Here is a 23,732-nt window from a genome sequence, read left to right on the forward strand (position 1 = left end):
TAAGTAAGCGTTAGAAGGTAGTGATGGGCCGGACTTGGTTGGCCAAGTCCACCAGCGCGTAGCGGTGGCGGCTAAACGGGGCCTGGCGGGCGAGTGCCCGTAGGGTCTCAGCAAGGCCGGTGCGCAGGCCGCGCTGGGTAAAGGCATACTCGAAGAGATCATTCGGCGAGGATGCCCGCGCGAGATCGGCGTTGCGCAGGAAGTTAAGGCCCGCGGAGATGACGGCGATCTTGATTTGGAGGAAGCGCGGCTCGTTGGTGGGGACTTCTTCGAGGCGTCGGGCAGCGCGGCGAATGCGCGACTCCGATAAGTCGTGCACGATGAGCTGCAGCACGGTGGTCAGAAGCGCCATGCGGAAGTGCCGCGAGGCATTGGGCACCTTATCCAAGGTGGCTACGGACAGCTCCACCTGCCCTTCCGCGCGCAATTGGCGGGCAAGCCCAAAGGCGGAGGACACCGTCGTGGGGTTGGTGGCCCAAACGATGCCGTATAGGCGCATGGAATTAAACCGCAGCGCGCCCGGGTCTTGGGTGACGTGCGACCAAATCTCCGGCTGGCCCTCAAAGGCGGAAGAGGGAAGATCCGCCAGGGTGGTGTAGAGGTTGGAGCAGGCGCGGGCTACGGTGGCATCGATAAGCGATGTTTCGCTGTAATCAATCTGCTGCAGGATAAGCTCATTGATGGCCGCGATGGCCAGTTTGGGGGCGGCCTCGCCGGGCAATAAATCTAGGACGGTGGCGAAGTACTCTTGGGCGTCGACGTAATCATCGTGCAAGAGCTCCGTAATGCCGGCGTACCACTGGTAGCGCCAGTCTTGGCCCAGGCGGTCCTCGATGGAGCCCAACCACTGGCGCGCCTCGTCGGTATAGCCCAGGTCAATCATGGACCGCACCACGCCGAGGGGAATCTCGGCGGAATGCTCGTATTCCGGGGTGCGCATGGCCTGGCGCAGGGTCTCGAGGGCTTCCTGCGGCTCGGCATAGGAGGTACCTTGCAGCAGGCTGGCGCCGACGTCGTCGCGGTCTACCAGGGGCGTTGGCAAGGCGGAGACGACCTCGGGGGCGGTGATTTGGATGGTGCGGTCGATGCCATCGATAAGCTGATCCGTGCGGAAGACCAGGTGCTTGGTTCCAAACGTGGTACGTTGCGGCGAGAAGAGCGAGTGCTGGGAGGGGTACTGGCGGCCGTCGCGGATGGCAAGCACCTCGCGCAGCACGCCGTAGAGCTGGGTGCGCAGCTCCTTGATGGAGCTAAACCGGCGCTGGGGATCGCGGTGAGTAGCGCGCAACAGCAGGCGGTAGAGGGAGAGGAAGCGGCGCAGCTCCGGTTCCTTGGAGGGGTTGGGGATACCGGGGAGAAAGACGCCATCCTCGCTAGGCAGCTTGAGGCATAGCGCGGCCAGGGTGCGGCCGATGGTGTAGATATCGCTGGCGATGGACGGCCCCTTGGAGGCGACTTCCGGGGCCTGAAATCCCTGGGTACCGTAGATAAACCCGAATGCCCCGATGCCGGAAACCGCGCCCAAGTCGATGAGCTTGACTTGGTCCTCGGTGACGATGATGTTATCCGGCTTCAGGTCGTTATAGACCACGCCGCGCGAGTGCAGATACTCCAGCGCCGGCAGGATTTCCAGGATATAGCCAATGGCGATATCGACGGGCAGAAGCTCGTTGGGCTGCTTATTGCGCCTGCTTCTTAATGATGGCCCGCCCACGTACTCCATGACTATGAAGCCACCTGGCACGCGGTCATCGTCGATGAAGTTAAAAATCTTGACGATGCCCGGGTGGGTAATGTCTGCCAGAAACTCCCGCTCGGCCTCGGCAGCGGCCGTCTCATCGGCGGACTTTTGGGCCTGCATACCCTTGAGCACCACCACGCGCCCGGAGACATAGTGGTCATTGGCCAGGTAAATCCAGCCCATGCCGCCGTGGGCGATGACGCCGAGGATTTCGTATTGCTCCGCGACCATATCGCCCGGTTCTAGCTGCGGTGGCGGGACCTTTTTGCCCTTGATCTTCTCTTTCGGATCGATGAGGGCGGCGGTGGGATCGGCCGGGGTAATAAACGGCAGGCGCACCATGCCATCAGCAACCGGCCGCTCGGTGCGCTGCGTGCCGCGGCGCTCGCGGAAGGTATCGATCGCCTGCTGGCGCGAACGTTCCGAGGACTTTTCCTGCGCCGTTTTCTCATCGCGTTCGCTCTCGCGCTGAGCACGGATATTCTCTAAGTCCGCGAGCAGGCTGGAGAGGTGATCCGGGTCGATGGAACCGTCGTCGTCTTCATCGTCATCGGCAAACGGATCGAAGGCCACCGCAGAGGTTCCCGGATCCTCGCGGTGCTCGATGGGTTCGCTGGCGAACGGATCATACGCCACGGCTGCCGTGCCCACTCCGCCGGTGTCGCCGGTATCGCCCGTATCGCCGTCGTCGCTGCGGCCGCCGGGTCCGCCAGTGGTGCCGGTGGTGACTTGATCGTCGCTCGCATTGGCGTCGTTGCCGTTCCGCGCGCCCTGGGCTGCGGTGTCCTGGCCAGCAGCGTTTTGGCCAGCCGTGCTGCCGGGCGCTGCGCGCCTGCCCGTGGCCTCCGTACTCGGGAAGGCAGCGGCGGGGGCCGTGCCGGGAACCTGCGCCGCGGCAGTATCAACATCAGCTTCGCTAGTGCCCTTATCGCTATGGTCAGCGTTGGGGCGAGCAGCGGCGGTATCCGGACCAGCGGGGTCGGCGGCGTCGCCTGTGTTAGCTGCGTCAGGGGAGTCGGCAGCGCCGAGACCTCGGTCCTGGCTGCGGTCTTGGTCAGGGTCTTGGCCGTGGTCAGCGTCGTGGTAAGAAGACGTAGTTGGCTTTCGGAATTGGCGCTGGGTATCGAGGTTCTCGGGCTCTAGGTATTCGAGCTCGTCTTCGCTGAAATTCGGGTTATGCTTCATGACTTATCTTCCTCGATGTATGTACCCGACGGCAGGGTGGGCTCGTCTAGATAAGCGCCGAGCCACCTATCAAAGATGTCGGACCATGTCCCGTCGCGGCGGATACGTTCCAAGGTGGAATTAACCTGGCGCAGCAGCGGGCGGGTGTCATGATCTTTGCTGGGGCGGCGCGCGGCAACGCCGTAGTTCTCGGTCTTTAGGGGCTCGCCCACGATGGAGGTATAGGAATCCTGCGCGGCCATGCCGGAAAGCAGGGCATCATCAACCACCACGCCATCGGCCTGGTTGAGCTGCAGCGCCATGAGGCAATCGCCCCAGGAGCGGGTGATGAGGATATCGGACTTGGGGGCGCGCTCGCGGATGGTATCCAGCGCGGTGGAACCGCGCACCCCGCACAGCCTTTTGTCTTCCGCATCATCGATGGAATTCATCCCAGCGCTGGTAAGGACCAGTATGCGGGTCTGCGTGGTCATATAGGGGATGGAAAAGGCCACTTCCTTCTCGCGTTCGGGGCTAATGGTCATGGTGCGCACGATGATATCGACGGTGCCATTATCCAGCGCGGCGGTGCGGTCAGAGGATTCGACGAAGCGGAAATCCACCTTATTGGGATCGCCGAAGATATCGCGGGCAATCTCGTGAGCGATATCGACCTCGAAGCCGCGGACATCGCCGGAGGCGGCATCGCGGTAGCTCAGCAGGTTATTGGAGCGGTCCACGCCCACGATAAGGCGCCCGCGCTTGACGATGTCCGGCACCCGCTCCTTCGCCGTTTTGCCATCCGGCCGGTAGGTGCCTCTGAGTTCGGTATCGTCTTCCTTCTTGGACGCGGTGCTACCGGCTTCTTCTATGGTGGAGCCCTCCGGCAGCGGCGGGCCGGGGCTGGCATCGAGTGCCTGCTGTTCGGGCGATTCCAGCGGCGGGGCGGAGCGAATATCGCAGCCGGCCAGCGCGAAGACACTGCAGGTGGCAACGATGGCGGTCAGCGGTGCGGTAAGCCGTGCTCGGTAGCGCATTAGAGGTACTCCTGCAGTCGGGGACGAATGCCCAGCCACACCGCGAAGATGGCGCACAGGGTGAGCAGGAAGACGGCGGAGGAGACCGCGGTCATGGCGGTCAGCCCACGCTCTAAGTAGGTGCGCATGGCGATGCGCGCCTGGCCGATGAGCTCCGAAAGCTCGCTGTCGAGCTCATTAAAGGACTGCGCGGCGGTGGTCTCGCCATCCTCAGGATCCGTGATGGTGGCCTGGTAGACGGCCTCATCGTAGTCGCCCTCGCTCAGCGCCTTCATGAGTTTTTCGTGCGAGTCTTGCCACTTTTCGGTGGCGGCGCGGGCGCTGTGGATGAGCTCGGGATCGTTGACCTCGACGTCATCATCATGCAGCGCGCTTTCATAATCCCCCAGCGCCTTTTCGATGGAATCTACCGATCCGGAAAAGCGCTCGAGCGTATCTTCCTCAGACGAGCGCAGCACCAGCGCGAGGGTTTCTGAGGTGCGCGCCTGCTGCGCCTCAATGCGCGAGGCTGTCAGCGAATCCCACGGGCGCGAGGCCGTTTCAAAGCCTTGGTGGCCGGTGGACCAGGTGGCTAGGTTAGACAGCGCGACCCAGAAAACGGCCAAGAAGAGCAGCACCGTTGCGGTTAAAAAGCCGCGGTTAAACCGGCGGCGCGTCTGGCGCCACAGCCACCACTGCGCCACGATGAGGAAGAAAACCGCAGCTAAAAGGCCAGAGAGCGGCACCCATTGCGGCGATGTGAGCTTTTGCTGCTGCTGGTTGACCTTTGCAGTGGTCAGCTGGAATAGCTCGGATGCCGCCGGCAGAATGTGCTCGCGCATGAGCGAGGAGGCATTGGACATATAGGAATTAGCCACGGCATTGCCGGCGCGGTGGTTCGAGCGCGCCTTTTCGATCATCGCGGTATAAATGGGCAGCTCGCGCTGGATGAAGGTAACGAGGTCACGCACGCGGGCATCGTCAGGCGTGGTGCCCAGCACGGATTCGGTCGCGGCGATGGAGGCAGCATCGATGGCATCGTTATAGCGCTCGCGGTTGCCCTCTGATTCCACGCCGGCCTGCACGAATCCGGTGGTGGCGATGGTATCGGCCACCGATAGCGAGCTATAGAGGTGGTGGGCCGCGTTGGACATCGGCTCGGTGGTATTGAGCAGCTCGTCGAGGTCGGAGTGGCGGGCGGCGGAAGATTGGGACATCGATAAGCCGGCGGCTCCCAATGCCACCGTGAGGATCAGGGTGACGGTAAAAAGCTTGCCCGGGGTGGTGGAGGCGAAGTAATAAAACCGCCGCAGTAGGCGCGCCGGGCCCGCAAACCATTCCATGGCGCGGTGGGTCAGCCCGCTTAGGGCCGGGCGAGAGGGCGCGGTAACCTCATCCAGCCAGTGATCGCTGGGGTGAGCGTCCTCTTCGCGCTCTGACTCTACCCGCACTGCCTGCTCAGTCATTTACTTAGAATAACGCCCCCAGTGTGCTAGGCGCCACCATTTACCCGCGTGTGTGGCTAGGATAGGAAATATGCATAACCCTCACAGTGGAGACGGCTGGGCGGCGGGCCCCAGTGGCATTCGCGTATGGGGAAAATTCGGTGCCGCCGGCCTCTTCCTCGTCGCCGGGCGCGAGGTGCTGCTGCAACACCGCGCCGCGTGGACCAATAACGGCAATACCTGGGGGATTCCCGGCGGGGCGCGGGACCTACAAGAAAGCCCCACCCAGGCCGCGCTGCGGGAAACGCACGAAGAATGCGCCATCGCGCCTGCCGATGTCGAGGTGCTCGACACCCAAGTGACGGCCGGGCCCTATCCTCCGGCGGGGGATTTGCCGGGGGAATGGACCTATACCACCGTGCTGGCGCGCACCCGCAGCGGCCTGCGCCTGCCCACCACCGCCAACGAAGAATCGCACGAGCTGCGCTGGGTGGGCCTGGATGAGGTGGAAAACCTGCCGCTTATCGCGCCATTCCGCCATGCCTTTCCCGCCCTGCGGCAGCGGGTGGAAAAACTGTACCGGTAAAGTATCCAAAATTATGGCACTGTAGTGCTCATGATTGAAGTACAGGGACTGACTAAGGATTACGGGTCTGTCCGCGCCGTTGAGGATCTCACCTTCCAGGTAAAGCCCGGTGTGGTCACCGGCTTCTTGGGGCCCAATGGCGCCGGCAAATCCACCACCATGCGGATGATCGTGGGCTTGGACGAGCCCACGGCGGGTGAGATTCGCGTGAACGGCAAGCACTACCGCGACTTGGCGCACCCGCTGCGTGAGGTGGGCGCGCTTTTGGATGCGAAGGCGGTGCACCCCAACCGCACGGCCGCGAATCACCTGAAGTGGATGGCGGCGTCCAATGGCATTCCTGCCTCCCGCGTCGATGAGGTGCTGGGGCTGGTGGGGCTTTCCGATGTCGCCGGTAAGAAAGCCGGCGGCTTTTCCCTCGGCATGGGCCAGCGCTTGGGCCTTGCGGGCGCGCTATTGGGCGATCCGGGAATCCTCATCCTGGATGAGCCGGTCAACGGCCTGGATCCAGAAGGTATCCGCTGGGTGCGCCAGCTCGTGCGCGCGCTAGCCGCAGAAGGCCGCACCATTTTGATCTCTTCCCACCTCTTGTCCGAGATGGCCCAGACGGCCGACCACCTCGTGGTCATTGGCAAGGGGAAAATGGTTGCGGATAAGCCCACCCACGAGTTCGTCCGCGGCCACTCGCAGTCCTTGGTGTATGTGCGCTCGAACCACCTCCCGGAATTCGGTGAGGCCCTAAAGAAGGAGGGCGTTTCCTTTACCGAATCCAAGGATGAGGAGGGCCGCCCGCGGCTAGAGGTCATCAACCAGACCACCGAGTTCGTAGGCGAGCTGGCCTATTCCACCGGGGTGCCGCTGCACGAGCTCACCCTGAAAAGCGCTTCGCTGGAGGATGCCTTCATGGATCTCACTGGCGATGCCGTGCAGTATCACGCAGGCACGCCCGGTGTCTCGGGCGCGCAGGCAGGTCAGTCGGGCCAGGCAGGTCAGCCCGGTCAGTCCGGTGGGTTCGCCCGCCCCAACGAGCAGGAGGTTTAATCCGCCATGTTGAATATCTTGAAATCCGAGTGGATTAAGCTGCGTACCACCCGCTCCTTCTGGTGGACTACCGCGCTATTCCTCCTATTTTCCTGGGGTTGGGCCGGTGTCACCGCTGCGTTTACGGAGCCGCTCGATCCGCAAGCCGTTGATATGGGCTTTCAGCCTATTGGGGCCGAGTTCACCGTCGTATTCCTGGTAACCCTGGGCCTGCCGGTGCTGATGATTCAGGCCATTATGCTGGTGACCACCGAATATCGCTTCGGCACCCAAGCCATTACCTTCATGGCCTCCCCGCGGCGCTGGAGCGTGGCCGTGGCCAAGCTGGTCTTATACGCGGTCATCGCGGCCGTGCTGACCTTCATTGGCGTGGTGGGCGCGTACCTGCTTACGGATCTGCTTGCGGATAGCTCCATTTCCGCCACCTTCGACCCCTGGAACGATGAAGTGGGCCGCGAGCAGCTGTGGAAGTACCCACTGGCTGCGGTCCTCGTGGTGGCCTTCGCCCAAGGAATCGGCATGCTCATTCGCCAGACCGCGGGCTCTGTGGCGCTAGGCCTTATTTTGTACTTGGGCGTGGATCAAATCGTCAGCATGATGCCCGTGGTAGGCGATAAGATCGGTAGCTTCATGCCCTTTACCGCTTTCCAGAACTGGCTATTCAATGTCCCAGTGGATAACGCACTGTGGACGGAATCCGCAGGCAGCGGCATCGTGTTCTTCATCTGGGCCGCAGTGCTGTGGGCCCTTGGCGTGCTGGTGCTGCACAAGCGCGATGCTTAGGCGAGGGTAGGTCTGTTGTTTGAGACATGACTGGTAACCGGCTGATTGTGATCAGCCGGTTACTTTTATTGGTGGTGATTAATGGCTGCCTCAGAAAACAGCCTTTCCAGGTGGGAGAATATTTGAGAACCCTATGGATGGGCGCATATCGCAAATTAAACTCTAAACGTCTTTAAATATAATTCTATTTTATCGGAAATGCAGTTTAAATATTATTTATGTACTGACAATATTTTTCTTTTGCGTTAGGGTTGGGGGTGAAGAAAAAGAAATTGTGTAGAGTAATGTAGTCAAGTTTATCCGAGGGAGTGGTAAGTGTGTCCAATGAAATGCTTCCAGATTCTGTTGAAAAGTTTGTAGCCCCGACTATCGCGGGTGCCGCATTAGTGGGAGGAGGGGTAGCCGCAACTACCCCTCCAGCTAAGGCACAAGGACCTATCGGTAACGCTGCTGAAGTAGTTAGCCACATGAAGCCCGATGGGGCCCGTGCGCACTCTATTGTTAACGAAGTCAATGCAGCAAGGGCGGATCATGGTTTAAATCCCGTGACAGAAAACCCTGCGTTAAACAATATCGCTCAAGACTGGGCCGACCATTTGGTGGGAACAGGGGATTTGCAGCATCGGCCAAATCATTGGGAAACCTATCCGGATAGCATTCCTGCCGGTGGCGAAAACGTCCTTCAAGCATGGGACGATTTCGCAGATGCGAAGTTGGTGAACATGTGGCTGAATTCTCCCAGCCACAGGAAGATTTTGCTGGACCCAGAGGCGAAAACGGTTGGCACGGGCATCGCTGTTGGGGCGAATGGTGAGCTTTTTGCCGTACAGAATTTTGGACGTTAAAGAAGCGCTTTTTAATATTCCTCTTCGGGGTAGGCGCGATTTTATCCCCCCTTGTATTCCTTAAGCTTTTCGTACGCCTTCGTACATAGGCAATGTCAAAAGCCGGGATTAAGCTTTACGGTAAAAAGCAATAGACAAGAGGGTAATCTGCGGAGGATTCGGCGTATCTTTCGCAATTAGTTCCAATAATTAACGCCGAGCCGGAGTCAATTAAGTGGACTACAAACTCATCTCTGCGGTAACACCGTGCACGGTTCAACGCGGGATGTTCTACTCTGGCTCTGCAAAAGAAAGCTTGTGTTTAGATAGCCTATGAGCGGACTATTGGGACATCGGCAAGCAAAGCTTATTGCAGGGCCGAGGTCAGCCGCATGACGTTATCGACGTAGCGGCGGACAAAGCCGCGCTGGTTCCACTCCTCGAGGGTGAGCTCGTGGCAGACCGCGCGGTAATTGGCGGCGAGCTGGTTGAACTGGGCGAGGAGATCGCCTTTGGCCACGAGCATGGTGGTCTCATAGTTGAGGCCGAAGGACCGCGGGTCCATATTGGACGAGCCGAACATGCACAGCGGATTGAACTCTTGGTTATCCGGATCCGTGATGATGAACTTGGAGTGCAAAACATACGGGTAGGGGAACTGGTAGATATGCACCCCGGCCTCGAGCAGCGCCTGGTAATACGAGGACTGGGCGTGGTTGACCATGAATTGGTCCGCGGTATCGGAGACATAAAGCTCCACGTCCACCCCGCGGTAGCAGGCGGTGGTTACGGCCTCTAAGAGGGATTCATCCGGCACGAAATACGGCGAGCACAGCACGAGGCGCTGCTTGGCGTGGTGCGCCAGGGAGTTAAACATGCGCAGGTTGGGCTCGGTCGTATATCCGGGACCGGATGGGATCATCTGCAGGTAATTGGCGTCGACGGTTTGGGCATCGTCATAGGGCAGCTCATCTAGCGGGAGGTTTTCGCCGGATTCGGTGTACCAATCCACCGCGAAAACCGCGGTCATGGCGGTGACGATGGGGCCAGACAGTTCCACCATGTAATCGATCCAGAAGCGGTCATTGGTTTTATATTGGCGCTTGATCAGGTTGATGGAACCTATAAAACCTACCTCGCCATCGATGATGACGAGCTTGCGGTGGTTGCGCAGATCCGGGCGGCGGAAGCGGCCCTTGTGCAGCTGGATGGGTAGCATGAGGCGCCAGTCCACGCCGATTTCTGTCAGTTTGTCCCCCAGCGAGGAATAGCCCTTGTACTTAAAACTGCCAATCTGATCCAGCAAAAGGCGTACCTTGACGCCGCGGGCGGTGGCGCGGGCGAGGGCCTGGAAAAATACATCCGTGGTCTCGTCCCAGGATTGGATATAGACCTCGATGGAGACGTACTTTTCGGCGCGGTCCACGGCCGCGGCGATGGCGCGAATGCATTCATCATAATCCGCATGCAGGCCCAGATTGTGGCCAATGAGCGCCGGAAAACCGGTCAGCTCGCGGTTGAGCTTGATGACGGATTCCACCTCGGCCGACAGGATGCCCTTGGGATGATCCGGGGTGCGGGCGGAAATATCCTCGAGGCGCTCATTGGCTTCTTGCTGGATGCGGTGGCGACGCCGGTTGATATACGGCGAGCCCATGAGCAAAAACAGCGGCAGGCCGATGACGGGCAGCACCAGAATGGCCAGCAACCATGCGGTGGAATTGGAGGGCCGGCGACCTTCTGGCACGAAGCCGACGGCGATGATCTTGATGGAATAATCAATGATGAGGAAGAGCAGCTGCCAGAAGCTGAGATCGAGCGACCAGGTCATTTAACGCACGGAATCGAAATCGGGCAGATCAAAATCTGCATGAAGCGGGCAGTGATCGGAGGTCTTTTCGCCAGCGCGTTCTTCCATGTCTACGTGCGCGCCGGTGACGTGCTTGGCCAGCAGCGGTGAGGCCAGCTGGAAATCGATGCGCATGCCCTCGTTCTTGTGAAAGCGCATCCCCTTGTAATCAAAGTAGGTATAGCGCTGATCCTCGGTAAAACAGCGCGTGACCTCTTCGAGGCCTGCCTCCTCAAGCATCTGGAAGGCGGCGCGCTCGGGTTCGGTGACATGCGTCTTGCCACGGAAGGCCTCGATATCCCACACGTCCTCATCGCGCGGGGCGATATTGAAATCGCCGGTTAAAAGCAGCTTGGATTGGGCGCGCCCCGCGGCGTAGTGGGAGAGCTGGTAGAGGAAATCCAGCTTGTAGTCGTAGTGGCGGTCCGTAATCTCGCGGCCGTTGGGAATATACAGCGACCAGATTTCTACCCCGCGGATGCGCGCACCAAGCGCCCGGGCCTCGCGGTCCTGGGGCTTTTCAGGGTTCTTGGCAAAGCCAGGCTGGTGGGGGAATCCGGTAAAGACTTCTTCCGGTTCTTCTTTGGAAATGATGGCCACGCCATTCCATTGGTTCAGGCCATGGCAGGTGACATGGTAGCCGGCATCCTCGAAGGCCTCGCGGGGGAATTTATCGTCCTTGACCTTGGTTTCTTGTAAGCACAGCACGTCAATATCGTGCTTGTGGAGAAGATCCAGCGCCCGCTGGATGCGGGTGCGAACGGAGTTGATATTCCACGTGGTGATGCGCATGGATAATACAGTACCGCGCGGGCAATGGCCCGGACTAGTCCAGGCCGCGGCCGGCGGGCTAGGCGGACTAACCCAGCTGGGGCTAGTCGCGCAAACGGGCGTAGAGCTGGCGGTGCTGCTCGATGAAGCCTAGCTTTTCGTACAGGCGAATGCCGGCGGTATTAGATGCCAAGACATCGAGGTAGGCGTGCTTCGCGCCCTGCTCGCGACCCCAGCGCAGCATGTGCTGGCCCAAAAGGGCGCCTAAGCCCTGGCGGCGATGCGAGGGCGCTACCTCCACGGCAGAATATCCCAGCCAGGCGGTGCCGTCGCCGGATTCGGTGATGGTGCCGCGGGTGATAGCAACGGTCTCGCCGCCAATAATCAGCCGCCCAAAGCCCATCGTGCCCTCGATGCGGGCGCGCAGGTATTCCAAGGCCTGGGCGGGTAGCGCCTGGCCGCGGAAGTGGTACATCTCTAACCACGCGTCATCGGGCTGGTCATCGATGCGGAACTCCGCGCCGCTGGGGTGAGAGCCCGGGACCTCGGCGGATAGACCCTCGAGATCGCGCAGGACCATGACGAGGATTTCGGGTTCGGTCTCCCAGGTGGCATCGGCAAGCAGGCGCTCTGCAGGCTTGCCAATGCGCTCCGGGATAAGCAGGCGCACCGGCAGATCGTGGCGGCGGTAGAACTCCGTGATTTCCTCGAGCGGGACCGGATTAAAGCCCGCGGAGGGCCCGAGCGGGACGGCGGAATTGGACCGGCCCGTCACGCCATCGCCGGCGCGCATGAGCCAGGAACCGTCCGCGGTCCACGTGTGCTCCTTGCCGGGAAAGGCCTGGGCGGTGGCGTATTCGACGGCGCGAATATCGGAATTGCGCACCATGCGCGGCGAAAGGCGCTTGATGATCTTCAGCTGCTCGGGCGCGATCTCCACTGCCTCGAGGTCAGAGGGATAGCCGCCGACCTGCTGTGGGCGGATGACCAGCGGCTTAAGGCTGAGGACGTGGCCAATGACATCGCTGTGCACATCGCCAAAATCGCGCCGGGCCACGACGCGATCGCCTACCTGCACGTCATCGGAACGAAAGATGCGGGACATGATTAATCGTCGTGCCCGAAGGGATCTTCGTCTTCACCCGGCATCCAGGTGTAGCCCGGCTCGGTCCAGCCATTGCGCTTAATGGCCTTCTTGGCCTGGCGCTTGTAGCGGCCGATGAGGGTATCGGTATAGACGTAGCCATCGAGGTGGCCAGTTTCGTGCTGCAGGCAGCGGGCAAAAAAGCCGTAGCCCTCTACAGTGATGTCGTTGCCGTGCTCGTCCTTGCCGGTTACGCGCGCCCAATCGGCGCGGCCGGTGGGAAAGCCCTCGCCCGGCACGGACAGGCAGCCTTCGTCGTCGGAGCCGTCATCGGCAGGCATGGTTTCTGGAATCTCGGAGGTCTCCAGCACCGGGTTGATAACACAGCCCTTGCGCATGCCGGCCTTATCGGCGGGCAGCTCGGTGCCGTCTGGGCCTTCGGTATCGGGGCAGTGGTACACGAAGAGCCGCTTGCCGATGCCCACCTGGTTCGCAGCCAGGCCCACGCCGTGGGCGACCTCCATGGTCTCGTACATGTCCGCGATGAGCTGTTGCATCTCAGGGCTGGAAATCTCGGATTCTTCCACCGGCGTGGTGGGCTGATGAAGCACGGGGTCGCCGTGGATAACGATGGGGCGAATAGTCATGCTTTACAGTTTAGGCATGAACCCCTTGTCTGACCTAGACGCCGCCATCTTAGATTTTGAGGAAACCGCTCCGCGCAGCATTGGCCGCAAGGAAGAGGCCATTCGTGCGCAGCTGGATATCTCGCCGGTGCGCTATCACCAACGCCTCAACCTGCTTCTTGATGTCCCCGCTGCCGCCGAATCCCATCCCCTCTTGGTGGCCCGGCTAAAACGCCTGCGGGAGGAGCGCGAAAACACGCGGCGCGCCGCGCGGGGAAATACCCCACCGCGTTAGAACTAGCTACTAATGTTACTGAAGTGACTAAAGGGAATCCGGATAATCTATACGACCAGCAATTCGACGACGCCGCAGACGGTGCCGCCGCGGAGGATGCCGCCGCGACCGATTATGGCGATGCTTATTATGACGACGCCTACGAGGGCGCTTATGACGATGAGATAGGCGGCGAAAATGCTGCTGCCGCTGGCGCTGCAGGTGCCGGAGCGGGAGCCGCTGCGGCTGGAACTGGCGGTGGGGGAGGCGCCCACGCCAAGAAGGGCGGTTTACCGCTGCGCGGGCTCGCCATGGTGCTTATCGCCGTGGCCGTGATGCTCGGCCTGTGGGGCCTTTATGCCATGACTTCGGAGGATGATGACTCGACCGTCGCTTCCGATTCCGAGCAGTCGAAGTCAGACGGCTCCGCAAATGGCGGCCAAGAGGGCAATGGCGCGGGCGGTCCTGCCGCGGATGGCGCGCGCGGCGATGGCTCCCGCGACGGGGCTAATAACCAGCCGCCTCGCGAAGGCGAGGGCGATAACGCGCACCCGAACGGCGGTGCCGAGGGCGAGGCTAACCGCGATGCCGACGCGCGCGATCCGCACGAGGAAGGCCGCGCCGGGGATGAAGCCCGTGCCGGTGGCAACGATGCGCCGTCCGCTGCGCGCGACCGCAATGACATTAAGGTCAGCGTGCTCAATAACTCCGGTGAATCCGATAAGGCCAAGAACGAAGCCGATGTGTTGAAGGACGGCGGCTTCAAGGTGGGCTATGTGGGCAACCTGCCAGGCGACGTCCTGACCGTGCCCAAGACCACCGTCTTCTACCCAGAAGGCGATACCTCCGCGGAGTCCTTGGCTAAGGAAGTTGCCGCGCGCTACCAGGCGGAAATCAAGCCCATGAATAAGGACCTGCCCAAGGAAGCTACCGATGACGGCGCCGTTGTGGTCGCCCTCGCCGTCCCCCAGGCCTAAATAAAATTCATGGAATATTACCTGCCACCCGTTAAGCTGGACCAGTGAAGATTCCGGCAGAAGTATTCGCCCGTTCCCCCGAGCCCACGCTCGGGGTGGAATGGGAAGTCGCGCTCGTGGACCGCGACTCGCGCGATCTTGTCCCGCGCGGGGCTGAGCTTATTGATCTCGCCGCTGCCGCCCACCCAGATATTCACGTGGAAAAGGAATTCCTCCAGAATACGGTGGAACTAGTCACGGGCATTTGCACCACGGTGCCAGAAGCCATCGCGGAGCTAGAAACCTCGTTGGCTGCCGTGGAAGAAGCAGCTGCCAAGCTCGGCATCGATGTGTGGGCCTCTGGCGGGCACCCGTTTACGGATTTCCGGGAAAACCCGCTGTCAGATAAACCCAGCTATCAAGAGATCATCGCCCGCACCCAGTATTGGGGAAAGCAGATGCTGCTGTGGGGCACCCACGTCCATGTTGGCATCAGTCACGAGGATCGCGTCTGGCCCATCATCAATGCGCTGATGACGAAGTACCCCCACCTTTTGGCTATCTCTGCGTGCTCGCCCGGGTGGGAAGGCCTCGATACGGGCTACGCCTCCAACCGCACGATGCTCTATCAACAGCTGCCTACCGCTGGCATGCCGTATCAATTCTTCACGTGGGACGAGTGGCAGTCCTATATGCGGGATCAGGCCATCTCCGGGGTTATCAATCACACCGGCTCGATGCACTTTGATATCCGCCCAGCCTCGAAGTGGGGCACCGTGGAGGTCCGCGTATCCGACGCCACCTCGAACCTGCGGGAGCTATCCGCCGTCGTCGCTCTCACGCACTGCTTGGTCGTGTACTATGACCGCATGATTGATGCGGGCGAGGAACTACCCGTTTTGCAGCCGTGGCACGTGGCGGAAAATAAGTGGCGCGGGGCGCGCTACGGCATGGATGCCCTCGTTATTACCTCGCGCGACACGGACGAGGCCTGGGTCAAAGATGAACTGGCCCAGATGGTAGAAGAGCTAACGCCCCTAGCCCGCGAGTTGGGCTGTGCGGAAGAACTGGCCTTGGTGCATGAAATCATCGACGGCGGCGCCGGATACGAACGCCAACGCCGCCTCTTCCAAGAAACCGGCAGCTGGCGCGATGTCGTCGAAGAAACCTGCCGCGAGCTTCATACCTTCCGGCCGGTGCGCTAATCAGCTAAGCGATGATCGGCTAGGCGTGCGTTTAGTGAGCGCAAGCCTAGGGTCGCACTGGAGGAAGCTGTACGAGGCCGGCGCGGTGGTGCGCAGATGGCTGCCGGCATGCGGCGGCTGCGTGCGGCTTAGTCGTTATCTAGGGCGTGGCGGCCACCGTAGGACGGGGGAGCCGGAATATCGGTATAGCCCTCGGTGGAGGGAAACTCGCGGGTCTCAGGGTTAAATACCGGGAACTGTGCGGTTTCGTCGGTGGTGGCAGAACCCCGTGTGGCAGCGCCAGACGCGTGAGCGCCGGCTGCCTGAGTGCGCTGCGGCCGGGCATGTTGCGGCTGAGCATGCTGGGGCCGGGCGCGGTGCTGTTGGGCGTGCTGCGGATGAGCAGCACGCTGTGCCGCGTGCCGGCCGCTGCGGGTGTCTTCCTCGCTGGGCTGGGTACCTGGAATAAATCCCCACAGGGCATAAAAGGCGATGTAGAGGATGCCGGAGGCAGTGAAAAGGAGCATGGCCCAGGGCTGGAAGTCCAACTGGTTCAAAGAGCGGTTGGAGCCTTCGAGCCAGAAGGCTGCGGAGACGTACGGCAGCAGCACCACGCACATGGCCGCGAAGGAAATGAGTGCTGCTACTTGCGCGCCGATGACCCCGCGCAGGCGCTTGCCCAGTGCCTGGTTGATGGAGATAAGGACCACGATGGCCAACGGGAAGACCCAGACCCAGTGGTGGTACCAGGAAAAGGGCGAAACCAAGCACGCACTAATGCCGGCAAGGGACATGGCGGCGGAGTTATTCTTGTGCTTCATCGCGGTGCGCAGGGCCAAGCAAGTCAAGACGAAGACCACCGCTACGGCGGCGAGCCACATCCAACCGCCCTCGATGCCCCACGCGCGCACCATGATCGAGCGGATGGATTGCGCACCCGGGTTGGTGTGTTCACCCACGCGGGAGGAATTGAAGATGGCATCGGTCCAGAACACCCCGGCATCCGGAATGGTGACGAAACCAATCGCAACGGTCACCGCAAAGGTAAGGACGGAGATAACCGCCTGCCACCAGCGTTTCTGGAATAGGAGCACTAGGCCCATAAAGGCCGGCGTGAGCTTTAAGCCTGCGGCGAGGCCGATGCCAATACCGGGCAGGGCCCGTTTCTTAGGAATGACGTCGAGGGCGACCAAGAACATCAGAAAGACGTTGATCTGGCCGTAGAACAAGGTGCCGTACATCGGCTCCACAGCCGGGGCGCACAGCACTAGTAGGATGGCGACGCCCCAGTTCAACGGCGAAAGTTTGAGGCCGCGCTCGTGGAAGACCATGAGGATGACTGCCAATAAGGCAAGGATGGTGCCGCCTTGCCAGAGGATGATAAGGGGGTCATCGGCAAGCGAAGAAATCCACTTGAACAGCGTGCCGGCAAAGGGAGGGTAGGTAAAAGGAAGGTTGCCAATATAGGCGTTGTCATAAAGGTTGGCGCCGTTAGCCACCTCGCCGCCGGCGAGCCAGTAAATCTTCAGATCCAGCGGCACGCGCCAGATGAAGGCATTGGGACCGTCGTATTGGCTATAGCGGGAGATGCTGAAAATAAAGAAGGCAGCCAGAAGTGTGGCCAGAGTAGGCAGTCCGTATAGCTTTTTCACGGTTAAAGGTGCCTCCTATTTGCGGCGCAGCGAACGGCCGGCGGGGCGGTCATTGCGCGACATCGATTCCTCGGAACCATACAGACCTTCACGGCGTGCAATGCGTGAGGTGCGCTGCGCGGTTACCGGGCTGGTAAACATCGCAAACAGTACCAGCAAAATAAGCATACCCAAATCACCACGCTCGGCCATACTGAAAGATTCGGCGCCGGTAATGCGGATGAACGCGCCCATGATGGTGAGGATGAGCCCGGTGGTCTGCGGCTTGCTCACGGCGTGAACGCGGGACATCGTGTCCTTAAAGCGCGCCAAGCCAATGGCGGCGGCGAGAATGAGCAGGCTGCCGCTGATGACGAGGATGAGCGAGAGGATATCCGCGATTAGTGACCAGCTCATTGGTTATCCCTCTTCCTAAACCTGGTAACAGACACGGTGGAGATGAAGCCGAGCAGCGCGATGACCAGCATGGCCGAGACCACGGAGGTATCAAGTGACCAGCACATATAGGTCGCCAGCGCGCATTGGAACATGGCGGTAAAACCGTCCATTCCCACCAGCCGGTCGAGGGAATTGGGCCCTACAATAATGCGCCAGACGGTTATTAATACGGAGACCCACAGCAGGAATGCGGGAACCAGCAGGATGGCGTGATAGATCTGCGGATCCATTATGGGTGGCTCCTTTCAAAGATCTCGATCATGGAAGATTCTAGGCGGGACACGGCATCGATTTCGCGTTGGATCTGCGCCTCATCCCGGGCATTCAGGATGTGGATGGTGATCATGCGATTGGCGATGTCAATGTCTGTCACCGTTCCACCCGGCTGCAGGTTGTACAGCGTCACCGCGAGGGAGAGGATGAACTCGTTTTCCAGGCGCATCGGCAATTCCAGGATGGCGGTTTGAGGCAGCGGCTGCGGCCGGGAGGCCAGCCAGCCCACCTTGAGGGAGGCATAAAATAGCTCCCAGAACCAGCGCAGCATGTAGCGCAGGAATTTGCCCCAGGCGACCTCGACGCCGGCGATGGGCATCGCCGGCAGCGGCAGGGCGAAGACGATGACCAGGGCGACGAGGAGGCCGCCCACCACATTGCCCACGGTGATTTCTCCCATGAGCATGCACCACATGACCGTAATCCAGACGGTAAACCACGGCCGGAAGCGGTAGCGCACACCGGCAAAGCGGCTCTTAGTCATCGCGGTCCTCCTTCTTTACTGGGGTAGGGCTTTCCGATGTGCCCGATTTCGCCGGCGCGTCTGATTTTGACGTCTCCGCGCTCGGCGTCGCCGTGGCGTCTGATTTCGGATCGTGGGCGGGGCCGGGATCCGGTAGCCGTTGGCTGCGCTCCTTGTAGGAGTCCGCGCCGCCTTCGTAGCGGTCCTTCTGGTCAAGGTGCCGGGTGGGGTTATCGGCATTTTCGCCCAGTACGGCGTACTGATAAATGGAGGTATCCTGCGCGGATTCGGCAGCGCGGGAGGTGACACCGGAAATCGGGCCGGCCAGGAAGGTAATCGAGGTCGAGGCGATGACCAGCAGCGCCGTGGCGCCCACCATGCCGAACGGCACCCGGCCGACGTCCTGGCGGGAGGAAAACTCGACCTCATCGGTGATATCAGAAAGCGGGGCCGGGCGAGCCAGGGCGACATTGCCTTCGGGGGCATCGGCGCGGTCGCGCTGGAAGCCCTTGGCCCAGACCAGCATCATGACATAAAGGGTCAGCAGCGAGGTCACCAGCGCGCCGCCGATGAGCACCCACGCCAGCCAAGAGCCCTCGTTGGCGCCCGCCTGAATGAGGATGATCTTGCCCAAAAAGCCAGAGAACGGCGGCACGCCGCCCAGGTTGATGGCTGGGATGAAATACAGCACGGCGATAAGCGGGGCGGAATACATCAGCGAGCCCAGGCGGCGCAGGGAGGACGTACCGGCTTGGCGTTCGATAAGGCCGACGACCAAGAAGAGCGCGGTCTGTACCAGAATGTGGTGGATGGCGTAGAAAATGGCGCCGGATAGCCCCTGGGCGGTGCCCAAAGAGACGCCGAAAATCATATAACCAATGTGGCTGACCAGCGTAAAGGACAAAAGGCGCTTAATATCGGTCTGCGCGATGGCGCCCAAGATGCCCACCAGCATGGTGGCCAGCGCCACCCACATCAGCACGGTATCGAGCCCACCATTGGTAAAGATGGACGTGCGCGCGCGGATGATCGCATACACACCGACCTTGGTCAGCAGACCGGCGAACACGGCCGTCACCAGCGAGGGCGCGGTGGGGTAGGAGTCCGGCAGCCAGGCGGCCAGCGGCACCACTGCGGCCTTGATGCCAAAGGCCACGAGCAAGGTAGCGAAGATGGCGGTGCGGGTGCCCTCCGGGATGTCGTGCATGCGTTGGCCAATCTGGGCCATGTTCATGGTGCCGACGGAGGCATAGACATATGCCAGCGCCAGAAGGAAGATCATGGACGAGGCCATCGAGACCATCACATAACCCACGCCGGCGCGCACGCGGCCTGCCGATGCCCCCAAGGTCAACAGCACATACGAGGCCACGAGGAAGACCTCGAAACCGACGTACAGATTAAATAGGTCGCCGGCCAAAAAGGAGATGTTTACACCCATGGTCAGCAACATGTAGGTGGGCAAAAAGACCGCGACCGGTTCATCCTTGGTGCCATCGCGCACACCCTGGGAAATGGCGTACCAAATGACGGAGAACAGCACCACAGACGAGGTAAAGAGGATCATCGTGGAAAGCCGGTCCGCCACCAAGGTAATGCCCACGGGCGCGTCCCAGCCGCCTATCTGCAGGGTCTGTATGCCATGAAAATCCACTATCATGATCAGGCTCGCATTGACCGCAGCCGTAATCAGCAAGGAGAAAAAGGCAATCTGGCGCTGCACATTAGGCATGCGGGCAAAGAGCAGCGAGAGTGCTGCGGCCACCGCCGGGATGATAATGGGCAGCGGGATAAGCGCGCCGACGTACGGGTACATCGTCTCGGCCGCCTGGTGGAATGGCTCAGTCATCGTCGGCTCCCTTCACCGGCTCCTCGAAGGACTCGGGGCCGAAATTATCGCCTTCCTTGGTAGCGCGCCCAGTGGCGGGGTCATTGGAGGCATCATGATCCGCGCTCGCCGCTGCGCTGCCAGGCTTGGAGGCCTTGGCCGCAATGGCGGTATCTTCGGCGTCATCTTCAATGACGTCGGCGGTGCGGTAGCGGTACTGGCGGTAGGCCAAGGTGAGGATGAAGGCCGTCAGAGCCATGGAAATGACGATGGCGGTAAGGATCATCGCTTGGGTGAGGGGATCTGCAATATCGCTGCCGTAGGGCTGGGCCTCGCGACCATCGATGGGCGGCGAGCCCGCCGGGCCGCCGGCCTGCAGCATGAAGAGGTTGGCGCCATTGCCCAGCAAGAGCAGCCCGAGCATCATCTTGGTCATGGCGCGGTCGAGCAAGAGGTAGATGCCCGCAGAAACCATCACTCCGGCGGCGAGCAGGAGGAAGAGGTTGGCTTGCATTTATTTCTCCTTTCCTGCGTTGTCCCCGGAACCCGTGCCGGAGGAGCTCGTTGAGGCTGGTACCTTTTCTTGTTTCTTCTCTTGTTTTTGCGCCCGCTGGGCCTTTTGTTTGGTGCTGCGCTCCCGGTTCTTCCGCGCAAGCGAACGGGCGCGGTCGCGGGCGCGCTGCTTACGCATCTCTTCTTCCTCATCCAGCTTGGCGCCGAGCGAGCTGAGCACGTAGAGCGTCAGCCCCACGACGATGAGGTAGACGCCCAAGTCAAAGACCAGCGCTGAAGGCAGTGAGACCGCACCGATAAGCGGGATCTCGGGCGAGGTGTATCCGCTGGTAAGCGGCGGGTAGCCAAAGAACATCGGCACCACCACCGCCAGGGCGGACAAGGAGAGGCCTGCGCCCATGGTGCGCCCGGCATCGATGGGCAGGGCCTCATCGAGCTCTGCGCGGCCACCGGCCAAGTAGCGCAGGATGAGCGCGAGTGCGGCCACAAGGCCGCCAGCGAAGCCGCCGCCTGGCGCATTGTGCCCAGCAAAGAAGAAGTAGAACGACAGCGCCATCATGGAGGGGAAAAGCACGCGGGTGGAGACATCGATCATCAGCGAGCGGTTGAGCGCCTGCTCCGATTCCGAGCCCGCGGCCAGCCAGCGCCGGCCCGTGACCTGCAGGGTAGGCCGGCGGCTGTCTCTGGAGAAGGATTGGGTGCGGTAAATCAGGGAGGCCACACCGAGCGCGGCGATGATAATGACGGTGATCTCACCAAAGGTATCCCAGGCGCGCAGGTCCACCAACAAGACGTTGACGGCGTTGGCGCCGTGGCCTATCTCCTTAGCCAGTTCCGGCATGTACTGCGAGATGGGCTCGGCAGACCGCGCGTTGATGGCAAACATCGCCACGATGGTGACGGTCAGGCCGGTGCCAACGGAGAGCCAGGCGCGCAGGCGGCCCATCTTCGGGTCCTGCTTCCACTCGGTAGACGCCGGAATGCGGCGCAGTACCAGCATGAATAGCACCATGATGATGGTTTCTGTGAGCAGCTGGGTCAGCGCCAAGTCCGGGGCGCCGTGGATGGCAAAGACGAAGGACAAGGAATAGCCGGTAATGCCGACGATGATGACGGCAGAGAGGCGGTTATCGGTGACCGTCGCGGCAATGGCGGCCACCATCATGATGATGGCGGCGACGACCTGCCAGGGGTTTTCTGCAACCACCATGCGGATATCCGTGAGATCACCGGTAATCAGCATCGTCAGCGGCAGCACCATCAAGGTGGCGAAGATGACGGTCAGGTTGAGCTGCAGCGAACCGCGCTGGGTAACGGCCGTGGTGCGCAGGGAGAGCTTGCGCAGGGTGGAGATGACCTTGTCGTAGACAGCGTCGGCATCACCAAGCGCGGGGTACGCAAACTGCCATTGCTCTAGGACCTGGCGGCGCCAGTGCACGATGATTCCGGCCACGATGATGATGGCGGATACGCCCAAGGTCACAGACCATCCGTGCCAGAGGGCCAGGCCGTGGTGATCGCCTGCCCCGAAGGTGGAATCGAGGTGCTGATCGATGGCCGCTGAGAGCGCCTGCGGCGCGATGCCGAGCACGATGGTCAGCGCGGTGAGCACGGCCGGGGCGAGCCACAGGCCCACGTTGACCTTGTGCATCGTGGCCACGGCCTTGGAGACGCCGTCTTTATCGTCCGGCAGGTTCTTGGTGGCAAAGGCGCCCCACAAAAAGCGCAGGGCATAGGCCATGGTGAGGATGGAGCCTGCCACATAAGCCACCAGGATCATATTGCGCGGCATGCCGATGAGCAGCTCTTCGTGCATGGTGGATTCCAGCACGGCCTCCTTGGATACAAAGCCAAAGAGCGGGGGAACGCCCGCCATGGATAGGGCCGAGATAACGGCGAGGCCGTAGAGGAAGGGCTGCCTGCGGCCAAGTCCGGATAGCTTTGTAATATCCCGCGTGCCCGAGCAGTGATCGATGGCACCAACCACCATGAACAGTGCGGCCTTAAAGAGCGAGTGGGCAAAGGTCAGCGCCAGGCCCGCCTGCATGGCCTCCCGGGAGCCAACCGCCACGATGGAGGTTATAAAGCCCAGCTGGGAGACCGTGCCATAGGCCAAGATCAGCTTGAGGTCCTTTTGTTTTAGCGCCATCCAGCCGCCGAGCAGCATGGTAAATACGCCCAAGGAAATGACCACGAGGTGCCAGGTGGCCACCTCGTACATATCCGGTGCCAGGCGCGCGACCAGATAAATTCCGGCCTTGACCATGGCCGCGGAGTGCAAGTAGGCCGAGACCGGGGTTGGCGCTGCCATCGCACCCGGCAGCCAGAAGTGTGCCGGCACGATAGCGGATTTGGTGAGCGCACCGACCAGGATGAGCACGATGGCGACCGTGACGTACGGCGTTTGGGGGAAGTGATCGTAGGCGCTGATTTCGCTAAACGTCCACGCCCCGGTCTGCCGGCCGAGCAGGCAGATGCCCATCAGCATGGACAGGCCGCCCATGACGGTGACCATAAGTGCCTGCTGTGCGGCGCGGCGCGAGGAGGCGCGCTCGGCATAGTAGCTGACCAATAGGTACGACAAGAGGGAGGTGATCTCCCAGAAGACGTACATGAGCAGCAGGCTATCGGAGGTCACAAGCCCGAACATGGCGGTGGCAAAGCCCACCATCTGGCCGGCGAACATGGCAAGGCGGCGGCGCGTGGAATCGAAATAGCCCCAGCAATACAGCAGGACCAAGGCGCCCATCCCTAAGATGATGAGGCTAAAGAGCCCGCCCAGGGCATCCATGCGCAAATCCACGGCGAGGTGCGCGGCCGGCATCCACTCGATGGTGTAATTCAGCGCGCCGCCATCGCGGAAGGTACCCCGGGCAAAGTGCGCGAGGGTCCACACGAAACCGACACCGGGAACTATTGCCAATAAACCAAAGGCTGGGCGGCCCACATTCATAATGAGCAGCGGTGCAACCACGGTGGCAACGATGAGGGCACCCAGAAGTATTAGCACGTTGGAATCTGCGCTCCTTAGGTTGTGTCAAGTTCTCAGACCCTCATTGCCGCGGCGCGTGGCGATATGCGCCGGGAACATATACACACCAAGACAGTCCGTACTTGGCCGAGTACGAACTGTCCCACTTGTGCAAGCAGCGTGGCCGGAAACGGGGTCAACTCGTCGAAAGTTTACCGGTTTTCCCACAACTTCGAAAGATTATTTTTAG

The 23,732-nt window shown here is 61.1% G+C and carries 22 protein-coding genes; 8 read left to right on the forward strand and 14 right to left on the reverse strand.

Annotated elements, in window-relative coordinates; translation table 11 throughout:
- Positions 1-10 precede the first annotated feature (10 nt).
- The 3 genes from QP908_RS03815 to QP908_RS03825 are packed head-to-tail and all read right to left on the reverse strand — an operon-like array spanning position 11 to position 5,387.
- On the reverse strand, positions 11-2,926 hold the full coding sequence (locus tag QP908_RS03815) for a serine/threonine protein kinase (protein WP_284771687.1): 2,916 nt from the start codon (positions 2,924-2,926) through the stop codon (positions 11-13).
- The gene (locus QP908_RS03820; RefSeq protein WP_284771688.1) at positions 2,923-3,942 is read right to left on the reverse strand and encodes a glutamate ABC transporter substrate-binding protein; all 1,020 of its coding nucleotides are present in this window, start codon (positions 3,940-3,942) and stop codon (positions 2,923-2,925) included. The genes QP908_RS03815 and QP908_RS03820 overlap by 4 nt, the downstream gene beginning before the upstream one ends.
- A complete protein-coding gene (locus tag QP908_RS03825; RefSeq protein ID WP_284771689.1) occupies positions 3,942-5,387 on the reverse strand; it encodes a GlnX family signal transduction membrane protein in 1,446 nt (481 codons plus the stop codon). Before QP908_RS03825 ends, QP908_RS03820 begins: the two co-directional genes overlap by 1 nt.
- 70 nt (positions 5,388-5,457) lie before the next feature.
- Between QP908_RS03825 and QP908_RS03830 the strand changes: the two genes are divergently transcribed.
- The 4 genes from QP908_RS03830 (at position 5,458) to QP908_RS03845 (ending at position 8,621) form a co-directional block, all read left to right on the forward strand.
- Positions 5,458-5,952 (forward strand): NUDIX domain-containing protein, encoded by a 495-nt coding sequence (locus QP908_RS03830; RefSeq protein ID WP_023024031.1) that lies wholly within the window; start codon positions 5,458-5,460, stop codon positions 5,950-5,952.
- A 30-nt stretch (positions 5,953-5,982) separates the two neighbouring features.
- Positions 5,983-6,993 carry an ABC transporter ATP-binding protein gene (locus tag QP908_RS03835; protein WP_284771690.1) on the forward strand — a complete coding sequence of 337 codons (1,011 nt, stop codon included), beginning with the start codon at positions 5,983-5,985 and terminating at the stop codon, positions 6,991-6,993.
- 6 nt (positions 6,994-6,999) lie between these two features.
- Positions 7,000-7,776 (forward strand): ABC-2 transporter permease family protein, encoded by a 777-nt coding sequence (locus QP908_RS03840; protein ID WP_284771691.1) that lies wholly within the window; start codon positions 7,000-7,002, stop codon positions 7,774-7,776.
- 317 nt (positions 7,777-8,093) lie between these two features.
- Positions 8,094-8,621, forward strand: a complete 528-nt coding sequence (locus QP908_RS03845) for a CAP domain-containing protein (RefSeq protein ID WP_239268516.1) — start codon at positions 8,094-8,096, stop codon at positions 8,619-8,621.
- A 346-nt stretch (positions 8,622-8,967) separates the two neighbouring features.
- On the opposite strand, the gene QP908_RS03850 is transcribed toward QP908_RS03845, so the two are convergent.
- Complete coding sequence (locus QP908_RS03850; RefSeq protein WP_284771692.1) at positions 8,968-10,431, reverse strand: phospholipase D-like domain-containing protein; 1,464 nt, start codon at positions 10,429-10,431, stop codon at positions 8,968-8,970.
- Positions 10,432-11,241, reverse strand: coding sequence for an exodeoxyribonuclease III (locus tag QP908_RS03855; RefSeq protein WP_284771693.1), 810 nt, complete (start codon positions 11,239-11,241; stop codon positions 10,432-10,434).
- Between QP908_RS03855 and QP908_RS03860 the strand changes: the two genes are divergently transcribed.
- On the forward strand, positions 11,240-11,374 hold the full coding sequence (locus tag QP908_RS03860) for a hypothetical protein (RefSeq protein ID WP_284771694.1): 135 nt from the start codon (positions 11,240-11,242) through the stop codon (positions 11,372-11,374). The two genes, QP908_RS03855 and QP908_RS03860, sit on opposite strands and share 2 nt — an antisense overlap.
- Here QP908_RS03860 and QP908_RS03865 read toward each other — a convergent pair.
- Positions 11,324-12,325 (reverse strand): N-acetylglutamate synthase, CG3035 family, encoded by a 1,002-nt coding sequence (locus QP908_RS03865; protein ID WP_284771695.1) that lies wholly within the window; start codon positions 12,323-12,325, stop codon positions 11,324-11,326. The two genes, QP908_RS03860 and QP908_RS03865, sit on opposite strands and share 51 nt — an antisense overlap.
- A gap of 2 nt (positions 12,326-12,327) precedes the next feature.
- Positions 12,328-12,951, reverse strand: a complete 624-nt coding sequence (locus QP908_RS03870) for a peptide deformylase (RefSeq protein ID WP_239268507.1) — start codon at positions 12,949-12,951, stop codon at positions 12,328-12,330.
- On the opposite strand from QP908_RS03870, the gene QP908_RS03875 reads away from it, so the two are divergent.
- From QP908_RS03875 to QP908_RS03885, 3 genes are read left to right on the forward strand one after another with little or no spacing between them, the layout of a single operon-like run.
- Positions 12,950-13,225, forward strand: a complete 276-nt coding sequence (locus QP908_RS03875) for a DUF3263 domain-containing protein (RefSeq protein ID WP_239268504.1) — start codon at positions 12,950-12,952, stop codon at positions 13,223-13,225. The genes QP908_RS03870 and QP908_RS03875 overlap by 2 nt on opposite strands.
- 23 nt (positions 13,226-13,248) lie before the next feature.
- Positions 13,249-14,181 carry a LytR C-terminal domain-containing protein gene (locus QP908_RS03880; protein ID WP_239268502.1) on the forward strand — a complete coding sequence of 311 codons (933 nt, stop codon included), beginning with the start codon at positions 13,249-13,251 and terminating at the stop codon, positions 14,179-14,181.
- A 44-nt stretch (positions 14,182-14,225) separates the two neighbouring features.
- On the forward strand, positions 14,226-15,365 hold the full coding sequence (locus QP908_RS03885; protein WP_284771696.1) for a glutamate--cysteine ligase: 1,140 nt from the start codon (positions 14,226-14,228) through the stop codon (positions 15,363-15,365).
- Between the two features lie 128 nt (positions 15,366-15,493).
- Here QP908_RS03885 and QP908_RS03890 read toward each other — a convergent pair whose 3' ends face one another.
- From QP908_RS03890 to QP908_RS03920, 7 genes are read right to left on the reverse strand one after another with little or no spacing between them, the layout of a single operon-like run.
- Positions 15,494-16,996 carry a glycosyltransferase 87 family protein gene (locus QP908_RS03890; RefSeq protein ID WP_284771697.1) on the reverse strand — a complete coding sequence of 501 codons (1,503 nt, stop codon included), beginning with the start codon at positions 16,994-16,996 and terminating at the stop codon, positions 15,494-15,496.
- Positions 16,997-17,011: 15 nt separating this feature from the next.
- Positions 17,012-17,392 carry a monovalent cation/H(+) antiporter subunit G gene (locus QP908_RS03895; protein ID WP_005279458.1) on the reverse strand — a complete coding sequence of 127 codons (381 nt, stop codon included), beginning with the start codon at positions 17,390-17,392 and terminating at the stop codon, positions 17,012-17,014.
- Positions 17,389-17,664, reverse strand: a complete 276-nt coding sequence (locus QP908_RS03900) for a monovalent cation/H+ antiporter complex subunit F (RefSeq protein WP_005279460.1) — start codon at positions 17,662-17,664, stop codon at positions 17,389-17,391. Before QP908_RS03900 ends, QP908_RS03895 begins: the two co-directional genes overlap by 4 nt.
- Positions 17,664-18,191 (reverse strand): Na+/H+ antiporter subunit E, encoded by a 528-nt coding sequence (locus QP908_RS03905; protein WP_284771698.1) that lies wholly within the window; start codon positions 18,189-18,191, stop codon positions 17,664-17,666. The genes QP908_RS03900 and QP908_RS03905 overlap by 1 nt, the downstream gene beginning before the upstream one ends.
- Positions 18,184-20,019 carry a Na+/H+ antiporter subunit D gene (locus tag QP908_RS03910; RefSeq protein WP_284771699.1) on the reverse strand — a complete coding sequence of 612 codons (1,836 nt, stop codon included), beginning with the start codon at positions 20,017-20,019 and terminating at the stop codon, positions 18,184-18,186. Before QP908_RS03910 ends, QP908_RS03905 begins: the two co-directional genes overlap by 8 nt.
- A complete protein-coding gene (locus QP908_RS03915; protein WP_284771700.1) occupies positions 20,012-20,512 on the reverse strand; it encodes a Na(+)/H(+) antiporter subunit C in 501 nt (166 codons plus the stop codon). Before QP908_RS03915 ends, QP908_RS03910 begins: the two co-directional genes overlap by 8 nt.
- The gene (locus QP908_RS03920; protein WP_284771701.1) at positions 20,513-23,521 is read right to left on the reverse strand and encodes a Na+/H+ antiporter subunit A; all 3,009 of its coding nucleotides are present in this window, start codon (positions 23,519-23,521) and stop codon (positions 20,513-20,515) included.
- Between the last annotated feature and the right edge of the window lie 211 nt (positions 23,522-23,732).

Origin of the sequence: Corynebacterium sp. MSK204 (genome assembly GCF_030229885.1) — a bacterium.
Classification (GTDB): Bacteria; Actinomycetota; Actinomycetes; order Mycobacteriales; family Mycobacteriaceae; genus Corynebacterium.

Excerpts from the sequence above, each read along its gene's own strand:
- QP908_RS03815 (WP_284771687.1), bottom strand. The coding sequence starts at position 2,926 with ATGAAGCATAACCCGAATTTCAGCGAAGACGAGCTCGAATACCTAGAG.
- QP908_RS03820 (WP_284771688.1), bottom strand. The coding sequence starts at position 3,942 with ATGCGCTACCGAGCACGGCTTACCGCACCGCTGACCGCCATCGTTGCC.
- QP908_RS03825 (WP_284771689.1), bottom strand. The coding sequence starts at position 5,387 with ATGACTGAGCAGGCAGTGCGGGTAGAGTCAGAGCGCGAAGAGGACGCT.
- QP908_RS03830 (WP_023024031.1), top strand. The coding sequence starts at position 5,458 with ATGCATAACCCTCACAGTGGAGACGGCTGGGCGGCGGGCCCCAGTGGC.
- QP908_RS03835 (WP_284771690.1), top strand. The coding sequence starts at position 5,983 with ATGATTGAAGTACAGGGACTGACTAAGGATTACGGGTCTGTCCGCGCC.
- QP908_RS03840 (WP_284771691.1), top strand. The coding sequence starts at position 7,000 with ATGTTGAATATCTTGAAATCCGAGTGGATTAAGCTGCGTACCACCCGC.
- QP908_RS03850 (WP_284771692.1), bottom strand. The coding sequence starts at position 10,431 with ATGACCTGGTCGCTCGATCTCAGCTTCTGGCAGCTGCTCTTCCTCATC.
- QP908_RS03860 (WP_284771694.1), top strand. The coding sequence starts at position 11,240 with ATGGATAATACAGTACCGCGCGGGCAATGGCCCGGACTAGTCCAGGCC.
- QP908_RS03855 (WP_284771693.1), bottom strand. The coding sequence starts at position 11,241 with ATGCGCATCACCACGTGGAATATCAACTCCGTTCGCACCCGCATCCAG.
- QP908_RS03865 (WP_284771695.1), bottom strand. The coding sequence starts at position 12,325 with ATGTCCCGCATCTTTCGTTCCGATGACGTGCAGGTAGGCGATCGCGTC.
- QP908_RS03875 (WP_239268504.1), top strand. The coding sequence starts at position 12,950 with ATGCTTTACAGTTTAGGCATGAACCCCTTGTCTGACCTAGACGCCGCC.
- QP908_RS03870 (WP_239268507.1), bottom strand. The coding sequence starts at position 12,951 with ATGACTATTCGCCCCATCGTTATCCACGGCGACCCCGTGCTTCATCAG.
- QP908_RS03895 (WP_005279458.1), bottom strand. The coding sequence starts at position 17,392 with ATGAGCTGGTCACTAATCGCGGATATCCTCTCGCTCATCCTCGTCATC.
- QP908_RS03900 (WP_005279460.1), bottom strand. The coding sequence starts at position 17,664 with ATGGATCCGCAGATCTATCACGCCATCCTGCTGGTTCCCGCATTCCTG.
- QP908_RS03905 (WP_284771698.1), bottom strand. The coding sequence starts at position 18,191 with ATGACTAAGAGCCGCTTTGCCGGTGTGCGCTACCGCTTCCGGCCGTGG.
- QP908_RS03910 (WP_284771699.1), bottom strand. The coding sequence starts at position 20,019 with ATGACTGAGCCATTCCACCAGGCGGCCGAGACGATGTACCCGTACGTC.
- QP908_RS03915 (WP_284771700.1), bottom strand. The coding sequence starts at position 20,512 with ATGCAAGCCAACCTCTTCCTCCTGCTCGCCGCCGGAGTGATGGTTTCT.